We start from the raw sequence: 15344 nt of genomic DNA on the forward strand, positions 1-15344 counted from the left end.
GGAGTCCCGCGGTGCTGACCTACTTCGCGGACGTCGCGAACACGCCCGCGGGACTCCTCTACGGACTCGTCGCGCTCATCGCACTCGCCGCGTCGGCGGCGTGGTGCGCGATCGCGCCTCGCCCTTTGTCGCTGGGGGTGCTGCTGACGTCTGCGGTGGTCTGGCCGCTGACGAACGGTCCGCTGGAGGGGCCGGTGCTGTGGACGCTCAGCGCCGACCACGGGATCACCGTCTCGGACCTGCTGTCGGTGGCGGCCGTGGCACTCGCCGCGGTCGAGTTCCGGCGGATGCGGCACCTCCGCGAGACCGCGCCTGCCGCCGAGGGGCCGGAGTAGGGCTCAGATCTCGGCGCTGATCTTCTCGGTCTGCCTGCGCCGATCCTGGGCGGCGGGATCGGGATTGGCCACCTGGACCAGCGATCCGCCGGAGGCGAACACCGCGAGCAGGTGATCGACGACGGCGTCGGCGCTGTCCCAGTCCGTCGTCGACAGCACTCGGTCGCCTGCCGTCAGACCCCGCGCCCCAGCGGCGGATTCGGCTGCCGCCAGGGTGTCGGCGACGCTGCGGCCGGCCAGGGCGGGACCCGGGTTCGGCTCGGCGGCGATCTGATCGCCGTGCACCCGCACCGAGGTGGCGTAGTCGGTGATGCCCACCGGGAGGTCGGGAACCGGCTTGCCGAACGGGTCGAGGGACAGCGCCACCACCTCACCCATCGGGACCACCGCGGTGTCGGCCTCGTCGAGGCGCGCCATCGTGGTGCAGGCGACGTCGCAGTCTGTCCGCCAATCCGAGTGACCGACAACCGCTTCCGCGCCGATGTACCAGATGCCCAGGAGGACGCCCGCGGTCTGCCAGTGCGCGGGCAGCAGCACGGCGACACGGCTGCCGGGTCCCGCTCCCAGCTCGTCGCGCAGCAGGTTGCCGGTCTTGGCGGCCCAGTTCGCCAGCGTCACCGCGGACAGTTCGATCCGTTCGCCGGTGGCGTCGTCGTAGTAGGTGATCGCGGGTGCGGTAGGGCTCGTCCTCAGCCGGGGCTCGAGGAGAGCCCCACTGACGGTGCTCAGTTCACGCATGCGGGGTCGTTCGATCCTGCGGTGATGATCGGCGACAGCAGCGGTGCGGTGGTGCCGTCCTCGGTGGCCGCCGGAGCGACGGCGTCACCCGAGGCGACGTCGGTGTTCAGGCCGATCGTCGACGGATCCTCGCTACCGAGGCCGGATCCGGGGCCGGTGTAGTCCGCTCCCAGGACCACGCGCACGGTCCCCGGCGCCAGCGAGGCCTCCGCGACGACCGGCAGGCTGCCGAGTTCCTTGGCGATCGCCTGCGCACCGAGGTCGTCGACCGTGGCGGCCTGGACCTGGCTCTCGTCCACGTGTGTCGCATCGCTGTTGCCGATGTTGCCCGCGGCGAATCCCTTGCCGGTCAACACCTCCGACACCGAGGCGGCGAGGCCGTTGATGTCGGTGTCGTTCACGACGTCGGCGGTGGTCTTGTCCGGCGAGTACGCCAACTGCTCGGTCTTGCCCTCGTCCTGGTCCTGGAGCAGCCCGGCCACCCACTCCTGCACCTGCGTGGGATCGACGCGCACGACGCTCTGCATCCCGTCGTCGCTCCAGCCGTCCTCCTGCAGCACGGGGATCGTCGCGAACGCGACGTTGCCCGCCGCGAGGTTCTGCAGCTGGTTGATGAAGTCCATGATGTCCCAGCCGTCGGAGAGCACCACCGACCGCTGCACCGCGTCCTGCAACCGGTTCAGCGTCGCGGGGCTCGACAGCGTCTTGCTCGAGATCACCTGGTGAGCAAGCGACGCCATCACGGACTGCTGGCGGACGACGCGGTCGAGGTCGCCGCGGGGGAGGTCGTGGCGCTGCCGGACGAAGCTCAGGGCCTGCGGCCCGTCCAGCTTCTGCCAGCCGGCGGGGAAGTCCGCACCCGACAGCGGTTCGTAGACGGGCTCCTTGAGGCACACGTCGACGCCGCCCAGTGCATCGGTGATGAGGGAGAACCCCAGCAGGCCGATCTCGGCGTAATGGTCGACGGTGACGCCGGTGAGGTCGGCGACCGTCTCGATCAGCGCCTCACGGCCCCTCTCGACGGCCTTGGGTTCGGCGACGGCCGGGTCCTCGCCCTCGACCTCGACGAGCTGCTTCATCTCCTCGAGCTTGACCGCGCCGAACACGCCGTTGATCTTGGTCTTGCCGAAACCCGGTGCTTGCACGTACGAGTCGCGCGGGATGGAGATCGCCGTCGCGGACTTCCCGTTGTTGGGGATGCGCACCAGGATGATGGTGTCGGTGTTGGTCGCGACGTCGTCGCCCGCGCGCAACGTCGCCAACTCCTCGGCCGACAGCGGGTTGCCGTGTGCGTCGGTGCGGCTGTCCATGCCGACCAGCAGGACGTCGATGGCACCGTCCTCGCCGCCACCGCCCAGCGACTCGGCGCTGATGTGGTTGATGCCGGATTCGAACGACCGGATCTTTCCCCACGCGACCCCGGTGCCGACGACGACCAGCAGCGCCGCGATGACGGCGACGGACCGGGTGAGACGAGCGGGCATCCGCCCAGGTTACTGGCGAGATGCCCTCCGCCCGGGTAGCGCGCGTCGGCGTGCCAGACTCGACAGATGTCCGACCGCATGGTGATCCTGGGGGCCGGGGGCCTACTCGGAACCGTTCTGGCTGCTCAGGCCGCTTCCGGAGGCCGCGAGGTGGTGGCACTGGGGTCGGCCGAGTGCGACATCACCGACGCCGACGCCCCGGAACGTCACATTTCGTCCGGGGACGTCGTGGTGAACTGCGCGGCCTACACCCGGGTCGACGATGCCGAACGCGAACCCGATCGCGCCCGTGCGGTGAACGAGACGGGTCCACGCAACGTCGCGCGGGCGTGCGCCGGCGTCGGTGCGCGCCTGATCCACGTGTCGACCGACTACGTGTTCGACGGTGACTTCCGCGGCGCGGAGCCCAGGCCGTACGAGATCGACGACGAGACGAGGCCGCTGTCGGTGTACGGCCGCACCAAGCTCGCGGGTGAGACCGCGGTGCTGTCCGAACTGCCCACCGCCACGGTGGTCCGCACCTCCTGGATCTTCACCGGCGGGGACGGCTCGGACTTCGTGTCGGTGATGCGGCGCAAGGCCGCCGAGGGTGCGACGGTCGACGTGGTGGCCGATCAGATCGGCTCGCCGACGTGGGTCGAGGACCTGGTGACCGCGCTGCTGCAGGTGGCCGACACCGGGATCGCCGCCCCGATCCTGCACGCTCCGAACGGCGGTACCGCCAGCCGCTTCGAACAGGCCCGCACCGTATACGAACTCGTCGGCGCCGACCCGGAGCTCGTCCGTCCCGTCGGCACCGATCGGCATCCGAGGCCCGCGCCGCGCCCCCCGTACTCGGCGCTGTCGGCACGGCGTTCGGCCGAGGCGGGTCTGACCCCCCTGCGGCCATGGCGGGACGCGCTCGCGGCAGCGGTGAACGCCGGTGGCGCGACACCGGGCGCCGGATCGCTACCCTCTACGCCGTGAGCGACGATCCCGATCGCGTGAGCGACGAGTTGGTGGTCGTCACGGTGACCTACTCGCCGGGCACGCACCTCGACCGGTTCCTGGCGACGCTGCCGCACGCCACGGAGCGGCCCGTCACCGTCGTGATGGCCGACAACGGATCCACCGACGGATCACCCGAGGCGGCTGCCGAGACCCATCCCAACGTCCACCTGCTGCGCACCGGTGCCAACCTCGGCTACGGCGGTGCCGTGAACCGGGCCGTCGCCCACTACCTGCACGATCCGTCGTACTCCGGGGACGCCGAATACTTCATCGTCGCCAACCCCGACGTGCAGTGGGGACCGAACAGCATCGACGCGATGCTCGAGGCCGCACGTCGGTGGCCACGGGCGGGCGCACTCGGCCCCCTGATCCGCGATCCCGACGGGTCGGTGTACCCGTCGGCGCGCCACCAGCCGAGTCTGGTCCGCGGTGGCATGCACGCCGTCGTCGGTCCGTTCTGGAAGAACAATCCGTGGACCGCGGCCTACCGGCAGGACCGCCTCGAGCCCAGCGAACGTCCCGTCGGCTGGCTGTCCGGGTCGTGCCTGCTGCTGCGGCGCTCCGCGTTCGACGAGGTGAACGGTTTCGACGACCGGTACTTCATGTACATGGAAGACGTGGACCTGGGAGATCGTCTGGGTCGGGCGGGTTGGCTGAACGTCTACGTGCCGTCCGCCGAGATCCTGCACGACAAGGGACACGCGACGGGACGCGATCCCGCCCGCAACTTGGCCGCCCATCACGTCAGCACCTACACTTTCCTCGCCGATCGGCATCCTCGCTGGTGGCACGCGCCGCTGAGGTGGAGCATCAGGTCGGCACTGGCCGTGCGCGCCGGCCTGGTGGTGGGCAGCTCTCGACGCAAGCAGGCGAAAGGACGGCGCTGACCATGGCACACGCAGTGGACCCGGCACGGACGGATGCGGTGATCCTGGTCGGTGGGCAGGGCACGCGCCTACGCCCCCTGACGCTGTCGGCCCCCAAGCCGATGCTGCCGACGGCCGGTCTGCCGTTCCTGACGCACCTGCTGAGCCGCATCGCCGACGCGGGCATCACCCACGTCGTCCTGGGCACCTCCTACAAGGCAGGCGTCTTCGAGGACGAGTTCGGCGACGGCTCCGCACTCGGACTCGACATCGAGTACGTCTTCGAGGAGGAGGCGCGCGGCACCGGCGGCGGCATCGCGAACGTGGCGCCCAAGCTGCGGTACGACACCGCGCTGGTGTTCAACGGCGACGTGCTCTCCGGCGCCGACCTCGGTGCGCTGCTGGCCAGTCACCACGAACGCGAGGCCGACCTGACCCTGCACCTGGTGCGCGTCGGCGATCCGCGCGCCTTCGGGTGCGTTCCCACCGATCCCGACGGCGGCGTGACGGCGTTCCTCGAGAAGACCCAGGACCCGCCGACGGATCAGATCAACGCCGGGTGTTACGTCTTCAACCGCGCCGTGATCGACAGGATCCCGACGGGACGCGCGGTGTCGGTCGAGCGCGAGGTGTTCCCCGCACTGCTGGCCGACGGTCTGAAGGTGTGCGGGTACGTCGACGCCACCTACTGGCGCGACATGGGTACGCCGGACGACTTCGTCCGCGGCTCGGCGGACCTCGTCCGCGGCATCGCACCGTCGCCGGCGCTCAAGGGGCACCGCGGCGAGGAACTGGTCCACGAGGGCGCGTCGGTGGCGCCCGGTGCGCTGCTCATCGGCGGCACGGTGGTCGGACGCGGAGCCGAGATCGGGCCCGGTGCCCGGCTCGACGGTGCGGTGATCTTCGACGGCGCACGGATCGAGGCGGGTGCCGTCATCGAGCGGTCCATCATCGGGTTCGGCGCGCGCATCGGCCCGCGGGCACTGATCCGCGACGGCGTCATCGGCGACGGCGCCAACATCGGTGCGCGATGCGAACTCCTGCGCGGCGCGCGGGTGTGGCCGGGCGTCACCATCCCCGACGGCGGGATCCGCTACTCCACCGACGTCTGAGTCTGCACCGCAGGCGATTCCGATCGACTCCGAGCCGCACGGGCCAGTTGCCGCAACCCGAAGTCCGCGTCGTCGGGCAGTGCGTCGAGCGGCCACCAGCGCAGGTCCAGAGATTCGTCGCTGCGGGCGATGTCGGCGTCCTCGGGTGCGCGGACGACGAACTGGACGTCCAGGTGGTGCGTGGGCGTGCCGCCGGAGCAGGTGAGGGCGTGGACGTGGAGCGCCGCGGGCACGGGATCGATGGCCAGTCCGGCGATGCCGGACTCCTCGGTGGCTTCGCGCAGCGCGGCGGCGACGATGTCGGGATCTGTGTCCTCGCAATGGCCGCCCAGCTGTACCCACCGGCCGACGCGTGGGTGCAGGGTGAGCAGCGTGCGGGTTCCGCCGTGGTCCAGCACGAGCGCCGACGCGGTCACGTGCCCAGGGGCGCAGGACCTGCGACACGCATCGGGGCGGGCCAACACGAACGCGAGCAGCGCGTAGCGCAGTGAATCCTGCGCGGGGTCCGGTGCGGTCCAGCCGCGCAGCGCGTCGACGACGGAGTCGTGCAGCGTCACCGGATCACGAGCAGGTCGTCGGTGGGCACCGGCGGCCGCGGCCCCGCGGGATCCTCGGGGTGGCCGATGGCAATGGCGCCCAGGGGTTCCCAATCCTCGGGCAGGTCGAGTTCGGCGCGCACCAGGTCGGGGGCGAAGATCGTGGATCCGATCCAGCAGCTGCCCACGTCCCGGACGGCGAGGGCGACCAGCATCGCCTGTACCGCAGCGCCCGCCGCGACGGTGAACATCGTGTGTTCGGCGGCGGTCCGCTCCGCGTCGGGATAGGCGTGCGCGCCGTCGGGCACCATGATCGGGACGACGAGTTCGGGCGCGTCGTAGAGGATCTGGCCCCGTGCGACGCGTCGGTCGACGGACTCCTCGGACCGGCCGTCGGCGAGGAGGTCGGCTCGCCACTTCTGCTGCATCGCGTCGAGCAGACGCCGTCGGCGTTCGTGGTCGCGCACCCACACGAACCGCACGGGCCGGGTGTGATGCGGCGCCGGTGCGGTCAGTGCCTCGCCGACCGCCGCCTCGACGACGGCGGGGTCGACGGGGTTGGGGGTGAATCGCCGCACGGACCGTCGGAGCAGCTGGGCCTGCGAGCGGCCCAGCGCGATGGCCTCGGCCGCACCGAGCCAGAAGAGGTCGTCCTCGCCCGTGCGGACGAGGGAATGACCGTTTGATCCGTCGTCGACGGGGCTCAGGCCGCGGACGACCGCGACCGGGATCGCGGTGAGCTTGCCCTTGACGAGATCGGCGGCGGCGGCGATCTCGTCGGCGACGGCGACCTCGGTCACGACGAGTTCGTTCCCGTGGACGTCGTGGGCCCCCGCATAGCCGTGCAGCACGGCCAGTCCGGCCGCCCCGATGGCCACGTCCGTCTGCCCGTTGCGCCAGGCACGCCCCATGGTGTCGGTGACGACGATCGCCACGGTGACGCCGAGAAGTTCGCGCAACCGGACGCGCAGCGCGGCGGCGCTGCCGTCTGGATCGACGGGGAGCAGTGCGAGTTCGCCGGAGTCGACGTTGGAGCCGTCGACGCCGGCGGCCGCCTGCACGAGGCCGATGGCGTTCTCGGTGATGAGGGTCCGGCCCTTGCGCGCCAGCACCCGCACCGCCTCGTCGTCGATCAACTTGCGGCGCAGCGTGTCCCGCTCGTCGGGATCGGTCGGCGCGGTGACGATGCGGCCCTCGCTCTTGGAGAGCACCTTGCTGGTGACCACGACGACGTCGCCGTCGCGCAGCCAGGGGGCCGCCCCGGCGAGCGCCGCGGCGACGTCGTCGCCCGGACGAAACTCAGGAAGGCCGGGGACGGGCAGGATCTCGATCGAGCCGGCCGAGCCGTGTTCGACGTTCACGTCGGCAGGCCCGCCACGTCGAGGCCCGCGCGCACCATCTCCGCGGTGGCCTCGGGATCCGACATCAGGAGCGGTACCGCCCGCACGGTCACCCCGTCGACGACGGCCTCGTCACCCTCGTCGATCAGCCAGGCGTCCAGGATGCCGACGCCGCTGCGCGCGCCGTAGTGCGCGCCGACGGCCTGCGAGCTGGTCTCGACGCCGATCACCGACAGGCATTCGTCGGCCATGCCGCGCAGCGCACGGCCGGCGACGATGGGGGAGTAGCCGACCACGGGTGCCGTGGTCGATCGCAGCGCCGCGCGGACGCCGGGCACGGCGAGGATGGCGCCGATGCTCACCACGGGGTTGGAGGGGGCGAGCAGCACCACGTCGGCCTCGGCGATCGCCTCGGCCACACCGGGTGCGGCGGACGCCTTCTCCGCGCCCACGAACGCGAAGCCGTGGGTCGGGATCTTGGCGCGGTAGCGCACCCACCACTCCTGGAAGTGGATCGCCCGGCGGTCGTCGTCACCGCCCTCGTCGGGAACGGTTACCACGACGTGGGTTTCGCTGCGGTCGTCGCTGGCGGGGATCAATCGTGCGCCGGGCTGCCAGCGCGCACACAGCGCCTCGGTGACCGCGGAGAGCGGGTAGCCGGCGCGCAACATCTGGCTGCGGACCAGGTGGGTCGCCAGGTCCTTGTCGCCGAGACCGAACCAGTCGGGTTGCACGCCATAGGCCTCGAGTTCGGCCTTCGCGTTCCACGTCTCGTCCCGGTGCCCCCAGCCGCGTTCCGGGTCGATGCCACCGCCTAGGGTGTACATACACGTGTCGAGGTCCGGACAGATGCGCACCCCGTGCATCCAGGCGTCGTCGCCGACGTTGACCACCGCGGTCACGTCGTGGTCGCCTGGCAAACGGCCCGAGGCGGCTCCGCTGAACTGACCGAGCCCCAGCAACCGTTGAACCCCGAGCAGAAAGCGGGCTCCGCCCACTCCGCCGACCAGAACTGTCACCTTCACGTTCACCGACACTAGGCCGTCGTGCTGCGGCGGTGGGCCCCGAGTCGGGGTGTGTGACCGACACGCCGGATAACCGACGCGCCGTATTTCGGTAACGAGGTGATATGAAATCTGGCCCTAGCGCTTGACCGGTGCAGCTAACCCGTGTCTAATCACATCAGTGTCATTTCGCGGTTGGCCGGCCGGTTCCGGTGTCGCAGACCGAGATTCGATCACTTGTTCGAATTGAATCGGCCGCACGATCAGGGGTGGGGCCTCCGTGATCTATTACGAGACCAGGTGAGGAGGCGGATATGTCTTATGAGAGTGCCGATTTCGGCAGCGTCGCACCGTTCGACGGACGGATGCTCGGCTCAGTCGGCAGCACACCGCACACCAACACGGGGCCGGCCCAGCTCGTCACGCCGGGACGTCCCCAGTTGAGTTTGGTGCCGGAGCGCAGTGCCCTCGACGGGTCCTTCGACGAGGAGGACCAGTGGCAGGAGCGCGGTCTGTGCGCTCAGACCGATCCGGAGGCGTTCTTCCCCGAGAAGGGCGGCTCGACCCGCGAGGCCAAGCGCATCTGCCAGGGCTGCGAGGTCCGCGATCGCTGCCTCGAGTACGCGCTGGCCAACGACGAGCGCTTCGGCATCTGGGGCGGGCTGTCGGAGCGGGAGCGCCGCCGCCTCAAGCGCGGGATCATCTGACCCCTCGGCGGCCTCGCGCCGCCGCGCTCAGTCGTCGTCGATCGTCGGGTCGATGACGGAAGGCTCGACGCCCAGGAACGTCGCCACCTGAGCCACCAGAACCTCGTGCAACAGATCGGCCAGGTCGTCGACGTCCTTGGCCCGCCGCTCGAGTGGCTTGCGGAACAACACGATTCGCGCCCGAGTGGAATTGCCACGAACGTCCACCCCAGCCGGGATCAACCTCGCCAGCGCGATGGGGCCGTCGGCCACCACCTCGGGCGGCCACTGCACGCTGTCGGGATCCTTCGGCGATATCCGGGGGATCTCGTCGACCGCGACGTCCAGCGTCGACAAGCGGTCCTGCCACCGCCGCTCGATCGGCTCGTAGGCCTCGAGCACCGCCATGTCGAAGCGCTCCGCCCTGCTGCGCCACCCCGGCACGGTCGGCGGGAGCAGCGGTCCACGCATGCCCCGGCCTCGACGTGACCCCCACGGACGCTGCTCGGGCATCGTTGGATCGTAACGGTTGGGGATCGGCGGACCACCTGCTGCGCGTGTCGGCCGCACGCGGGGTCGGTGCGCGATAACCTTCCGTCCGTGAACGCTCCCCGACGCTGCTGCAGGCCTGGGTGCCCGCACTACGCCGTGGCGACGCTGACCTTCGTCTACTCGGACTCCACCGCGGTCGTGGGTCCGCTGGCCACCGTGTCCGAGCCCCACTCGTGGGACCTGTGCGTGCTGCACGCGGGCCGCATCACCGCGCCCCGCGGGTGGGAGTTGGTCCGGCACGCCGGTCCGCTGCCGTCGCACACCGACGACGACGATCTGGTGGCGCTCGCCGACGCCGTCCGTGAGGCCCGCGACGGGATACGGCCGGCGGCCGCCATGACCGCGGGCTTCTCCGACCCCGGCACCGGAGTCCAGGGTGCGGCGCTGATGGCGCCGCCCGCTACCCGGCCCGACCAGAACGGCCGTCGACGCGGCCACCTGCGCGTCCTGCCCGACCCGTCCGATTAGGAGGCCCGGGTTTCGGGCGGTCGAACGAGTCGACCGGCACCACCAGGATTGGCGAGCCGATAGGCTGGGGATAACAGCATTCCCGGGTGGGGGTGCCCGGCCGTCACGCGAAGCGAGGAGTCTCCATGTCTCGGACCGCAGCGGCCGTCCACCGGGTGATCAAGGCCTATGACGTGCGGGGGCTCGTCGGAGAGCAGATCGACGAGGCGTTCGTCCGCGACGTCGGCGGTGCCTTCGCCCGCCTCGTCCGCGACGAGACCAGCCCCGGCCCGAGCCAGGTGGTCATCGGATACGACATGAGGGAGAGTTCGCCCTCTCTCGCCTCGGCGTTCGCCGACGGTGTCGTCGCCCAGGGCCTCGACGTGGTCCGCATCGGTCTCGCCTCGACCGACCAGCTGTACTTCGCATCCGGCGTGCTCGACTGTCCCGGTGCGATGTTCACCGCGAGCCACAACCCGGCCGCCTACAACGGCATCAAGCTGTGCCGGGCGGGCGCCAAGCCCGTCGGCAAGGACACCGGTCTGACCGCCATCAGCGACGAGGTGATCGCGGGCGTTCCCACCTTCGACGGCACCCCGGGCACGATCACCGACCGAGACGTGCTGAGCGAGTACGGCGACTTCCTGCGATCGCTGGTCGACCTCGGGGCGTCACGCCCCCTGCGGGTCGCCGTGGACGCGGGCAACGGGATGGGCGGCCACACCTCCCCGGCCGTCCTGGGCGCGATCCCCGGCATCACGCTGCTGCCGCTGTTCTTCGAACTCGACGGCACCTTCCCGAATCACGAGGCCAACCCGCTGGACCCGGCCAACCTCGTCGACCTGCAGGCGTACGTGCTGGCCACCGGCGCCGACGTCGGCCTCGCCTTCGACGGGGACGCCGACCGCTGCTTCGTCGTCGACGAGCAGGGCAAGCCGGTCACGCCGTCGGCCGTGACGGCCCTGGTGGCCGGCCGCGAACTCGGCCGTGAGATCGGGGCGACGGTGATCCACAACCTCATCACCTCGCGGGCCGTCCCCGAACTCATCGTCGAGCGTGGTGGCACCGCGCTCCGGTCGCGCGTCGGCCACTCCTACATCAAGGCCCTGATGGCCGAGACGGGCGCGATCTTCGGCGGCGAGCACTCCGCCCACTACTACTTCCGCGACTTCTGGGGTGCCGATTCGGGCATGCTGGCCGCGCTGCACGTGCTCGCGGCGCTCGGCGAGCAGGGCCGGCCCCTGTCGGCGGTGATGGCGGACTATCAGCGCTACGAGGAGTCCGGCGAGATCAACTTCACCGTGTCCGACGCCGCCGCGTGCGTCGACGCCGTGCTCGCGTCCTTCGACGGGAAGATCCAGTCGATCGACCACCTCGACGGCGTGACCGTCGACCTCGGCGAGGGCGCCTGGTTCAACCTCCGCACGTCGAACACCGAGCCACTGCTCCGGCTGAACGTCGAGGCCCGTACGGCTGCCGAGGTCGCGACGATCGTCGAGCACGTCGGTGCCCGGATATCGGCACCCGAGGGAGCGGGTGAGCCCGTCCCATGAGCCTCGATCCACGAACGGGCGCGGCGACCGTCGACCTGGACGACGCCGACGGTCTGCTGGACGCCGACCGCGAGGGCCTGCTGCGCGGGGCCTCGATGGCCGGTGCTCAGATGCGTTCCACCGCAGCCGCTTTCGACGAGGGCGTGTTCGAGCCGCTGCGATCCGGCCAGCCGCCGCGCACCGTGGTGTGGGTGGCCGGGAACGGTACCGCCGAGGCCGCTGGCGCACTTCTCGTCGCAGCCCTCGGGAGTTCGACCGTGGCACCGATCGTCACCGCGTCCGAGGTGCCGCCCTGGATCGGGGCCCTCGACGTCATCGTCGTCGCGGGCGACGACGCGGCCGACCCCGCCCTAGTGTCCGCCGTCGCGTCCGGCGTCCGGCGCGGTGCGCGGGTGCTGGTCGTGGCGCCCGAGGAGGGGCCGTTGCGCGACGCCGCCGCCGGCCGTGCGGTGACCCTGCCGCCGCGTCTGCGGGTGCCCGACGACTTCGGCCTGACCCGCTACCTCTCCGCAGGCCTCCTCATCCTGCACGTCGTCGATCCCGGGATGGTCGTCGACCTCGCCGCACTGGCCGACGAACTCGACGCCGAGACGCTGCGCAACAGCGCGTCCCGAGACCTGTTCACCAATCCGGCGAAGGTGCTCGCCGACCGGTTCTCGGCTCCCTCGGTGGTCCTCGCCGGTCACGACGCGTCGACGTCGGCGATGGCCCGCCACGCCGCGTCGGTGCTGTTGCGCGTGGCGCAGAAACCGGCTGCGGCGGTGACGCTGGCCGACACCATGGTGGCGCTGCGGCGCGGATTGACCCGCGTGCCGGATGATCTCGGATCGTCCATCTTCCACGACGAGGAGTTCGACGGTCCCCTGCCGGCGCGGGTCCGAACTATCGTGCTCACCACCGACGAGGAGCGTCCGGCCGTGCTCGGCCGGCTGAGCGGCTATGACGACGTCACCACGGTCAGCGCCGGTGACGTCGGCGAGGTGACCGTGCCGACACCCGGTGGCCGTCTGGAGCAGCAGCTGGCGATGCTGGCGGTTCGGTTGGAGATGGCGGCCGTCTACCTGCGACTGGTTCGAGGGTAGGACGTGGACCTCCTCCAGGGCGCCGTGCGCACGTACGCATGGGGATCGCGCACCGCGATCGCCGAGTTCACCGGAAGGCCCAGTCCGACCGCGCATCCCGAGGCCGAGCTGTGGCTGGGAGCGCATCCCGGTGATCCCGCGCACCTCGCCGGCGACGGTCGTTCACTGCTCGACGAGATCGCCGACGATCCGGAGGGGCAACTCGGCACCGGCGCGCGGCAGCGGTTCGGTGACGCCCTGCCCTTCCTGGCCAAGGTGCTCGCCGCCGACGAACCCCTGTCGCTGCAGGCACATCCGAGCGCGAGCCAGGCGGCGGAGGGCTTCGCCCGCGAGGACCGCCTCGGGATCCCCGTCAGCGCGCATACGCGCAACTATCGCGACCGCAGCCACAAGCCGGAGCTGATCGTGGCGCTCGGCCAGTTCGAGGCGCTGGCAGGTTTCCAACCCGCTGCCCGCAGCGTCGAGTTCATGCGCGCGCTGGCCGTGCCCGCACTCGAGCAGTTCATCGGCCTGCTGTCCGGGACGGCCGACGCCGACGGTCTGCGCGCGTTGTTCACCACGTGGATCACCGCGCCGCAGCCGGATCTGGACGTGCTGGTGCCCGCCGTCCTCGACGGTGCGATCGCCTACATCCGCTCGGGGGAGAAGACGTTCGCCGCGGAGTCCAAGACGCTGCTCGAACTCGGTGAGCTGTATCCGGGCGACGCCGGCGTGCTGGCGGCGATGCTATTGAACCGGATCAGTCTCGCCCCGGGGGAGGCCATCTACCTACCCGCGGGCAACCTGCACTCCTACCTGCACGGCATGGGCTTCGAGGTGATGGCGAACTCCGACAACGTGCTTCGCGGCGGCCTCACGCCCAAGCACGTCGACGTGCCCGAACTCCTGCGGGTGCTCGACTTCACCCCGACGGCCGACGCGACGATCGCGCCGCGCACGGTCGGCGATGGCCTCGAACTCGTATACGACACGCCCACACCGGAATTCGCGGTCTCGGTGCTGAGCCTCGACGGCGAGCACCTCGGTCATCAGGTCGATGCCCCCGCCCGCTACGACGGCCCGCAGGTGCTGCTGTGCACCGAGGGTTCGGTGCAGGTGCACGCGAAGTCCGCCGTGCTCAACCTCGAGCGCGGTGCCGCGGCGTGGGTGGCGGCCGACGACGGTCCGATCCGGCTGGTGGCGGAGCGACCGAGCAGGTTGTTCCGCGCCACCGTCGGGGTCTAGAGCGATACCCGCTCGCGGTCCGGGGCGGAGCGTCGGGCCCGCCGCTTCTCGGCGATGAGCAGGCCCATGTTGTGCTTGATGGTCCGTCCGAGCGTGCGGGCGTCGGGAACCATGTACAGGCTGTCGAGCAGGCTGAAGCGGCGCAGGAACCACTCGGCCAGATCGGCCTCGGTCTCCGCCGCACCGAGGAACTGATCGAAGAGGTTGCCCACCTTGACGTACCACCACGGCACCTTGTCCGCGGTGGCGTTGTGCAGCGCCAGATCGCCGACCGCGTTCATCGTCCACACCGGCCACGTCGTCTTCTTGGTCGCGCGCGACAGCTGGCCCGCGATGTCGGAGTGTCCCGACTCGAGCACGGCACGGAGATTTCCCGCTTGGATCGACGTCATCGTCATGCCCTGGCCGTAGGTGGGATTGAAGCTCACCACGGCGTCACCGAAGGGGATGATGCCCGAGGGGAACCGGGTCATCTGGTCGTACCGTCGCCACCGGCTGGTGGGGTACTTGTGGAAGGCCATCTCGCCGACCGGCGTCCCACTGCGCAGCGCAGCGCTCAGGTGCTCGGGCAGGAGTTCGTCGGCGAGACGATGGATCTCGTCGAGGTTCTGCGGCGGTGTGACCTTGCCGGTCCCGAACGTCGTGACGCTCCAGTTGCCGTCTTCGTAGAGCAGCATGCCGAGGCCGACGGGATGGTCGTGCGATGCCCCGGCGACGACGACCTTCTCCTTGATGATGCCCTCGGGGATGTGCACCTGATGGGTGGCGTAGTCGATGCCGACGTCGACGGTGTCCTCGGTGGGGCGGCCGTAGCCCCACTGTTCCAGCCACACCGGCAGCCGGGTGCCGCGGCCGGTCGCGTCGACGACGAGGTCCGCGTCGACGGCGCTGGACGGGTCACCGGCTTCCAGCAGCACGCCGGTCACGCGTTCCCGCGCCGCGTCGAAGACGGGCTCGGCGACGCTGGTGCGGACCAGCTCGACGTTGGGGATGGTCAGCGCGCGCTTGCGGATCTGCCACTCGAGATGCGGGCGAGACGGCACGTAGGCGGTGAACTCGCGCTTCAACGTCGTCTTGGTGCCGAGTACGTGGCCGGCAGCGCCGAAGTGGATGCAGTCGGGGCGGTTCGCCAGCTTGGGCACGCCCGCGGCCACCATGTCGTCGAGCAGACCGGGGAACAGTCCCTCGAACTCGGCCGCACCGCGTGCCATCAGGAGGTGCACGTGCCTGCCCTGCGGGACGGCCGTGCGATTGGCCGGACCGTCGGGCAACTCGTCGCGCTCGTAGACGGTCACACGGTCGAAGTGGTCCGACAGCACCCGGGCGGCGCACAGGCCTGCCAGGCTCGCTCCGATGACTATCGCGTGTTGGCCCATGGTGTGGTTGTTCCGCATC

16 protein-coding genes are annotated in these 15344 nt (G+C 70.7%); 9 read left to right on the top strand and 7 right to left on the bottom strand.

Annotation, left to right across the window (positions count from 1 at the left end; translation table 11 throughout):
• Nucleotides 1-11: 11 nt before the first annotated feature.
• Nucleotides 12-335 carry a hypothetical protein gene (locus G6N64_RS13465; RefSeq protein WP_246231144.1) on the top strand — a complete coding sequence of 108 codons (324 nt, stop codon included), beginning with the start codon at nucleotides 12-14 and terminating at the stop codon, nucleotides 333-335.
• A 3-nt stretch (nucleotides 336-338) separates the two neighbouring features.
• Here the strand turns inward: G6N64_RS13465 and G6N64_RS13470 are convergent, their stop codons facing one another.
• Together G6N64_RS13470 and G6N64_RS13475 are read right to left on the bottom strand one after the other, a co-directional pair.
• Nucleotides 339-1073: a TIGR03089 family protein gene (locus tag G6N64_RS13470; protein ID WP_163797515.1), complete on the bottom strand. Its 735-nt coding sequence runs from the start codon at nucleotides 1071-1073 to the stop codon at nucleotides 339-341.
• Entirely contained in the window at nucleotides 1061-2557 is a 1497-nt protein-coding gene (locus G6N64_RS13475; protein ID WP_163797516.1) for an LCP family protein, read from the bottom strand. Before G6N64_RS13475 ends, G6N64_RS13470 begins: the two co-directional genes overlap by 13 nt.
• 66 nt (nucleotides 2558-2623) lie before the next feature.
• On the opposite strand from G6N64_RS13475, the gene rfbD reads away from it, so the two are divergent.
• Genes rfbD through manB form a run of 3 tightly spaced genes read left to right on the top strand, consistent with a single transcriptional unit; the run spans nucleotide 2624 to nucleotide 5525 of the window.
• A complete protein-coding gene (gene rfbD / locus G6N64_RS13480; protein WP_163797517.1) occupies nucleotides 2624-3523 on the top strand; it encodes a dTDP-4-dehydrorhamnose reductase in 900 nt (299 codons plus the stop codon).
• Between the two features lie 17 nt (nucleotides 3524-3540).
• The gene (locus G6N64_RS13485) at nucleotides 3541-4434 is read left to right on the top strand and encodes a glycosyltransferase family 2 protein (protein ID WP_163801748.1); all 894 of its coding nucleotides are present in this window, start codon (nucleotides 3541-3543) and stop codon (nucleotides 4432-4434) included.
• 2 nt (nucleotides 4435-4436) lie between these two features.
• Nucleotides 4437-5525 (top strand): mannose-1-phosphate guanylyltransferase ManB, encoded by a 1089-nt coding sequence (manB, locus tag G6N64_RS13490; protein ID WP_163797518.1) that lies wholly within the window; start codon nucleotides 4437-4439, stop codon nucleotides 5523-5525.
• Here the strand turns inward: manB and G6N64_RS13495 are convergent.
• The 3 genes from G6N64_RS13495 to cofD are packed head-to-tail and all read right to left on the bottom strand — an operon-like array spanning nucleotide 5507 to nucleotide 8426.
• The gene (locus tag G6N64_RS13495) at nucleotides 5507-6082 is read right to left on the bottom strand and encodes an NUDIX hydrolase (RefSeq protein WP_163797519.1); all 576 of its coding nucleotides are present in this window, start codon (nucleotides 6080-6082) and stop codon (nucleotides 5507-5509) included. The genes manB and G6N64_RS13495 overlap by 19 nt on opposite strands.
• The gene (locus tag G6N64_RS13500; RefSeq protein WP_163797520.1) at nucleotides 6079-7422 is read right to left on the bottom strand and encodes a coenzyme F420-0:L-glutamate ligase; all 1344 of its coding nucleotides are present in this window, start codon (nucleotides 7420-7422) and stop codon (nucleotides 6079-6081) included. Before G6N64_RS13500 ends, G6N64_RS13495 begins: the two co-directional genes overlap by 4 nt.
• Entirely contained in the window at nucleotides 7419-8426 is a 1008-nt protein-coding gene (gene cofD, locus G6N64_RS13505; RefSeq protein ID WP_163797521.1) for a 2-phospho-L-lactate transferase, read from the bottom strand. Before cofD ends, G6N64_RS13500 begins: the two co-directional genes overlap by 4 nt.
• A gap of 419 nt (nucleotides 8427-8845) precedes the next feature.
• Between cofD and G6N64_RS13510 the strand changes: the two genes are divergently transcribed.
• Nucleotides 8846-9112: a WhiB family transcriptional regulator gene (locus G6N64_RS13510; RefSeq protein ID WP_174266953.1), complete on the top strand. Its 267-nt coding sequence runs from the start codon at nucleotides 8846-8848 to the stop codon at nucleotides 9110-9112.
• A 27-nt stretch (nucleotides 9113-9139) separates the two neighbouring features.
• Here the strand turns inward: G6N64_RS13510 and G6N64_RS13515 are convergent, their stop codons facing one another.
• On the bottom strand, nucleotides 9140-9562 hold the full coding sequence (locus G6N64_RS13515; protein ID WP_163801750.1) for a metallopeptidase family protein: 423 nt from the start codon (nucleotides 9560-9562) through the stop codon (nucleotides 9140-9142).
• A gap of 129 nt (nucleotides 9563-9691) precedes the next feature.
• Here G6N64_RS13515 and G6N64_RS13520 point away from each other — a divergent pair, with 129 nt between their 5' ends.
• The 4 genes from G6N64_RS13520 to manA all read left to right on the top strand — a co-directional run bounded on the left by G6N64_RS13520 (nucleotide 9692) and on the right by manA (nucleotide 13949).
• On the top strand, nucleotides 9692-10111 hold the full coding sequence (locus G6N64_RS13520) for a DUF3499 domain-containing protein (protein ID WP_163797523.1): 420 nt from the start codon (nucleotides 9692-9694) through the stop codon (nucleotides 10109-10111).
• 125 nt (nucleotides 10112-10236) lie between these two features.
• Nucleotides 10237-11643 (top strand): phosphomannomutase/phosphoglucomutase, encoded by a 1407-nt coding sequence (locus G6N64_RS13525; protein ID WP_163797524.1) that lies wholly within the window; start codon nucleotides 10237-10239, stop codon nucleotides 11641-11643.
• Nucleotides 11640-12725 (top strand): TobH protein, encoded by a 1086-nt coding sequence (locus G6N64_RS13530; RefSeq protein WP_163797525.1) that lies wholly within the window; start codon nucleotides 11640-11642, stop codon nucleotides 12723-12725. Before G6N64_RS13525 ends, G6N64_RS13530 begins: the two co-directional genes overlap by 4 nt.
• Before the next feature lie 3 nt (nucleotides 12726-12728).
• Nucleotides 12729-13949 (top strand): mannose-6-phosphate isomerase, class I, encoded by a 1221-nt coding sequence (gene manA, locus G6N64_RS13535; RefSeq protein WP_163797526.1) that lies wholly within the window; start codon nucleotides 12729-12731, stop codon nucleotides 13947-13949.
• Here manA and G6N64_RS13540 read toward each other — a convergent pair.
• A complete protein-coding gene (locus G6N64_RS13540) occupies nucleotides 13946-15343 on the bottom strand; it encodes an FAD-dependent oxidoreductase (RefSeq protein ID WP_409370705.1) in 1398 nt (465 codons plus the stop codon). The two genes, manA and G6N64_RS13540, sit on opposite strands and share 4 nt — an antisense overlap.
• Nucleotide 15344 lies beyond the last annotated feature (1 nt).

It is taken from the genome of Mycolicibacterium sediminis, from assembly GCF_010731735.1.
Taxonomy (GTDB): domain Bacteria; phylum Actinomycetota; class Actinomycetes; order Mycobacteriales; family Mycobacteriaceae; genus Mycobacterium; species Mycobacterium sediminis.

Excerpts from the sequence above, each read along its gene's own strand:
- G6N64_RS13525 (WP_163797524.1), top strand. The coding sequence starts at position 10,237 with ATGTCTCGGACCGCAGCGGCCGTCCACCGGGTGATCAAGGCCTATGAC.
- G6N64_RS13515 (WP_163801750.1), bottom strand. The coding sequence starts at position 9,562 with ATGCGTGGACCGCTGCTCCCGCCGACCGTGCCGGGGTGGCGCAGCAGG.
- G6N64_RS13475 (WP_163797516.1), bottom strand. The coding sequence starts at position 2,557 with ATGCCCGCTCGTCTCACCCGGTCCGTCGCCGTCATCGCGGCGCTGCTG.
- manB (WP_163797518.1), top strand. The coding sequence starts at position 4,437 with ATGGCACACGCAGTGGACCCGGCACGGACGGATGCGGTGATCCTGGTC.
- rfbD (WP_163797517.1), top strand. The coding sequence starts at position 2,624 with ATGTCCGACCGCATGGTGATCCTGGGGGCCGGGGGCCTACTCGGAACC.
- G6N64_RS13470 (WP_163797515.1), bottom strand. The coding sequence starts at position 1,073 with ATGCGTGAACTGAGCACCGTCAGTGGGGCTCTCCTCGAGCCCCGGCTG.
- G6N64_RS13530 (WP_163797525.1), top strand. The coding sequence starts at position 11,640 with ATGAGCCTCGATCCACGAACGGGCGCGGCGACCGTCGACCTGGACGAC.
- G6N64_RS13540 (WP_409370705.1), bottom strand. The coding sequence starts at position 15,343 with ATGCGGAACAACCACACCATGGGCCAACACGCGATAGTCATCGGAGCG.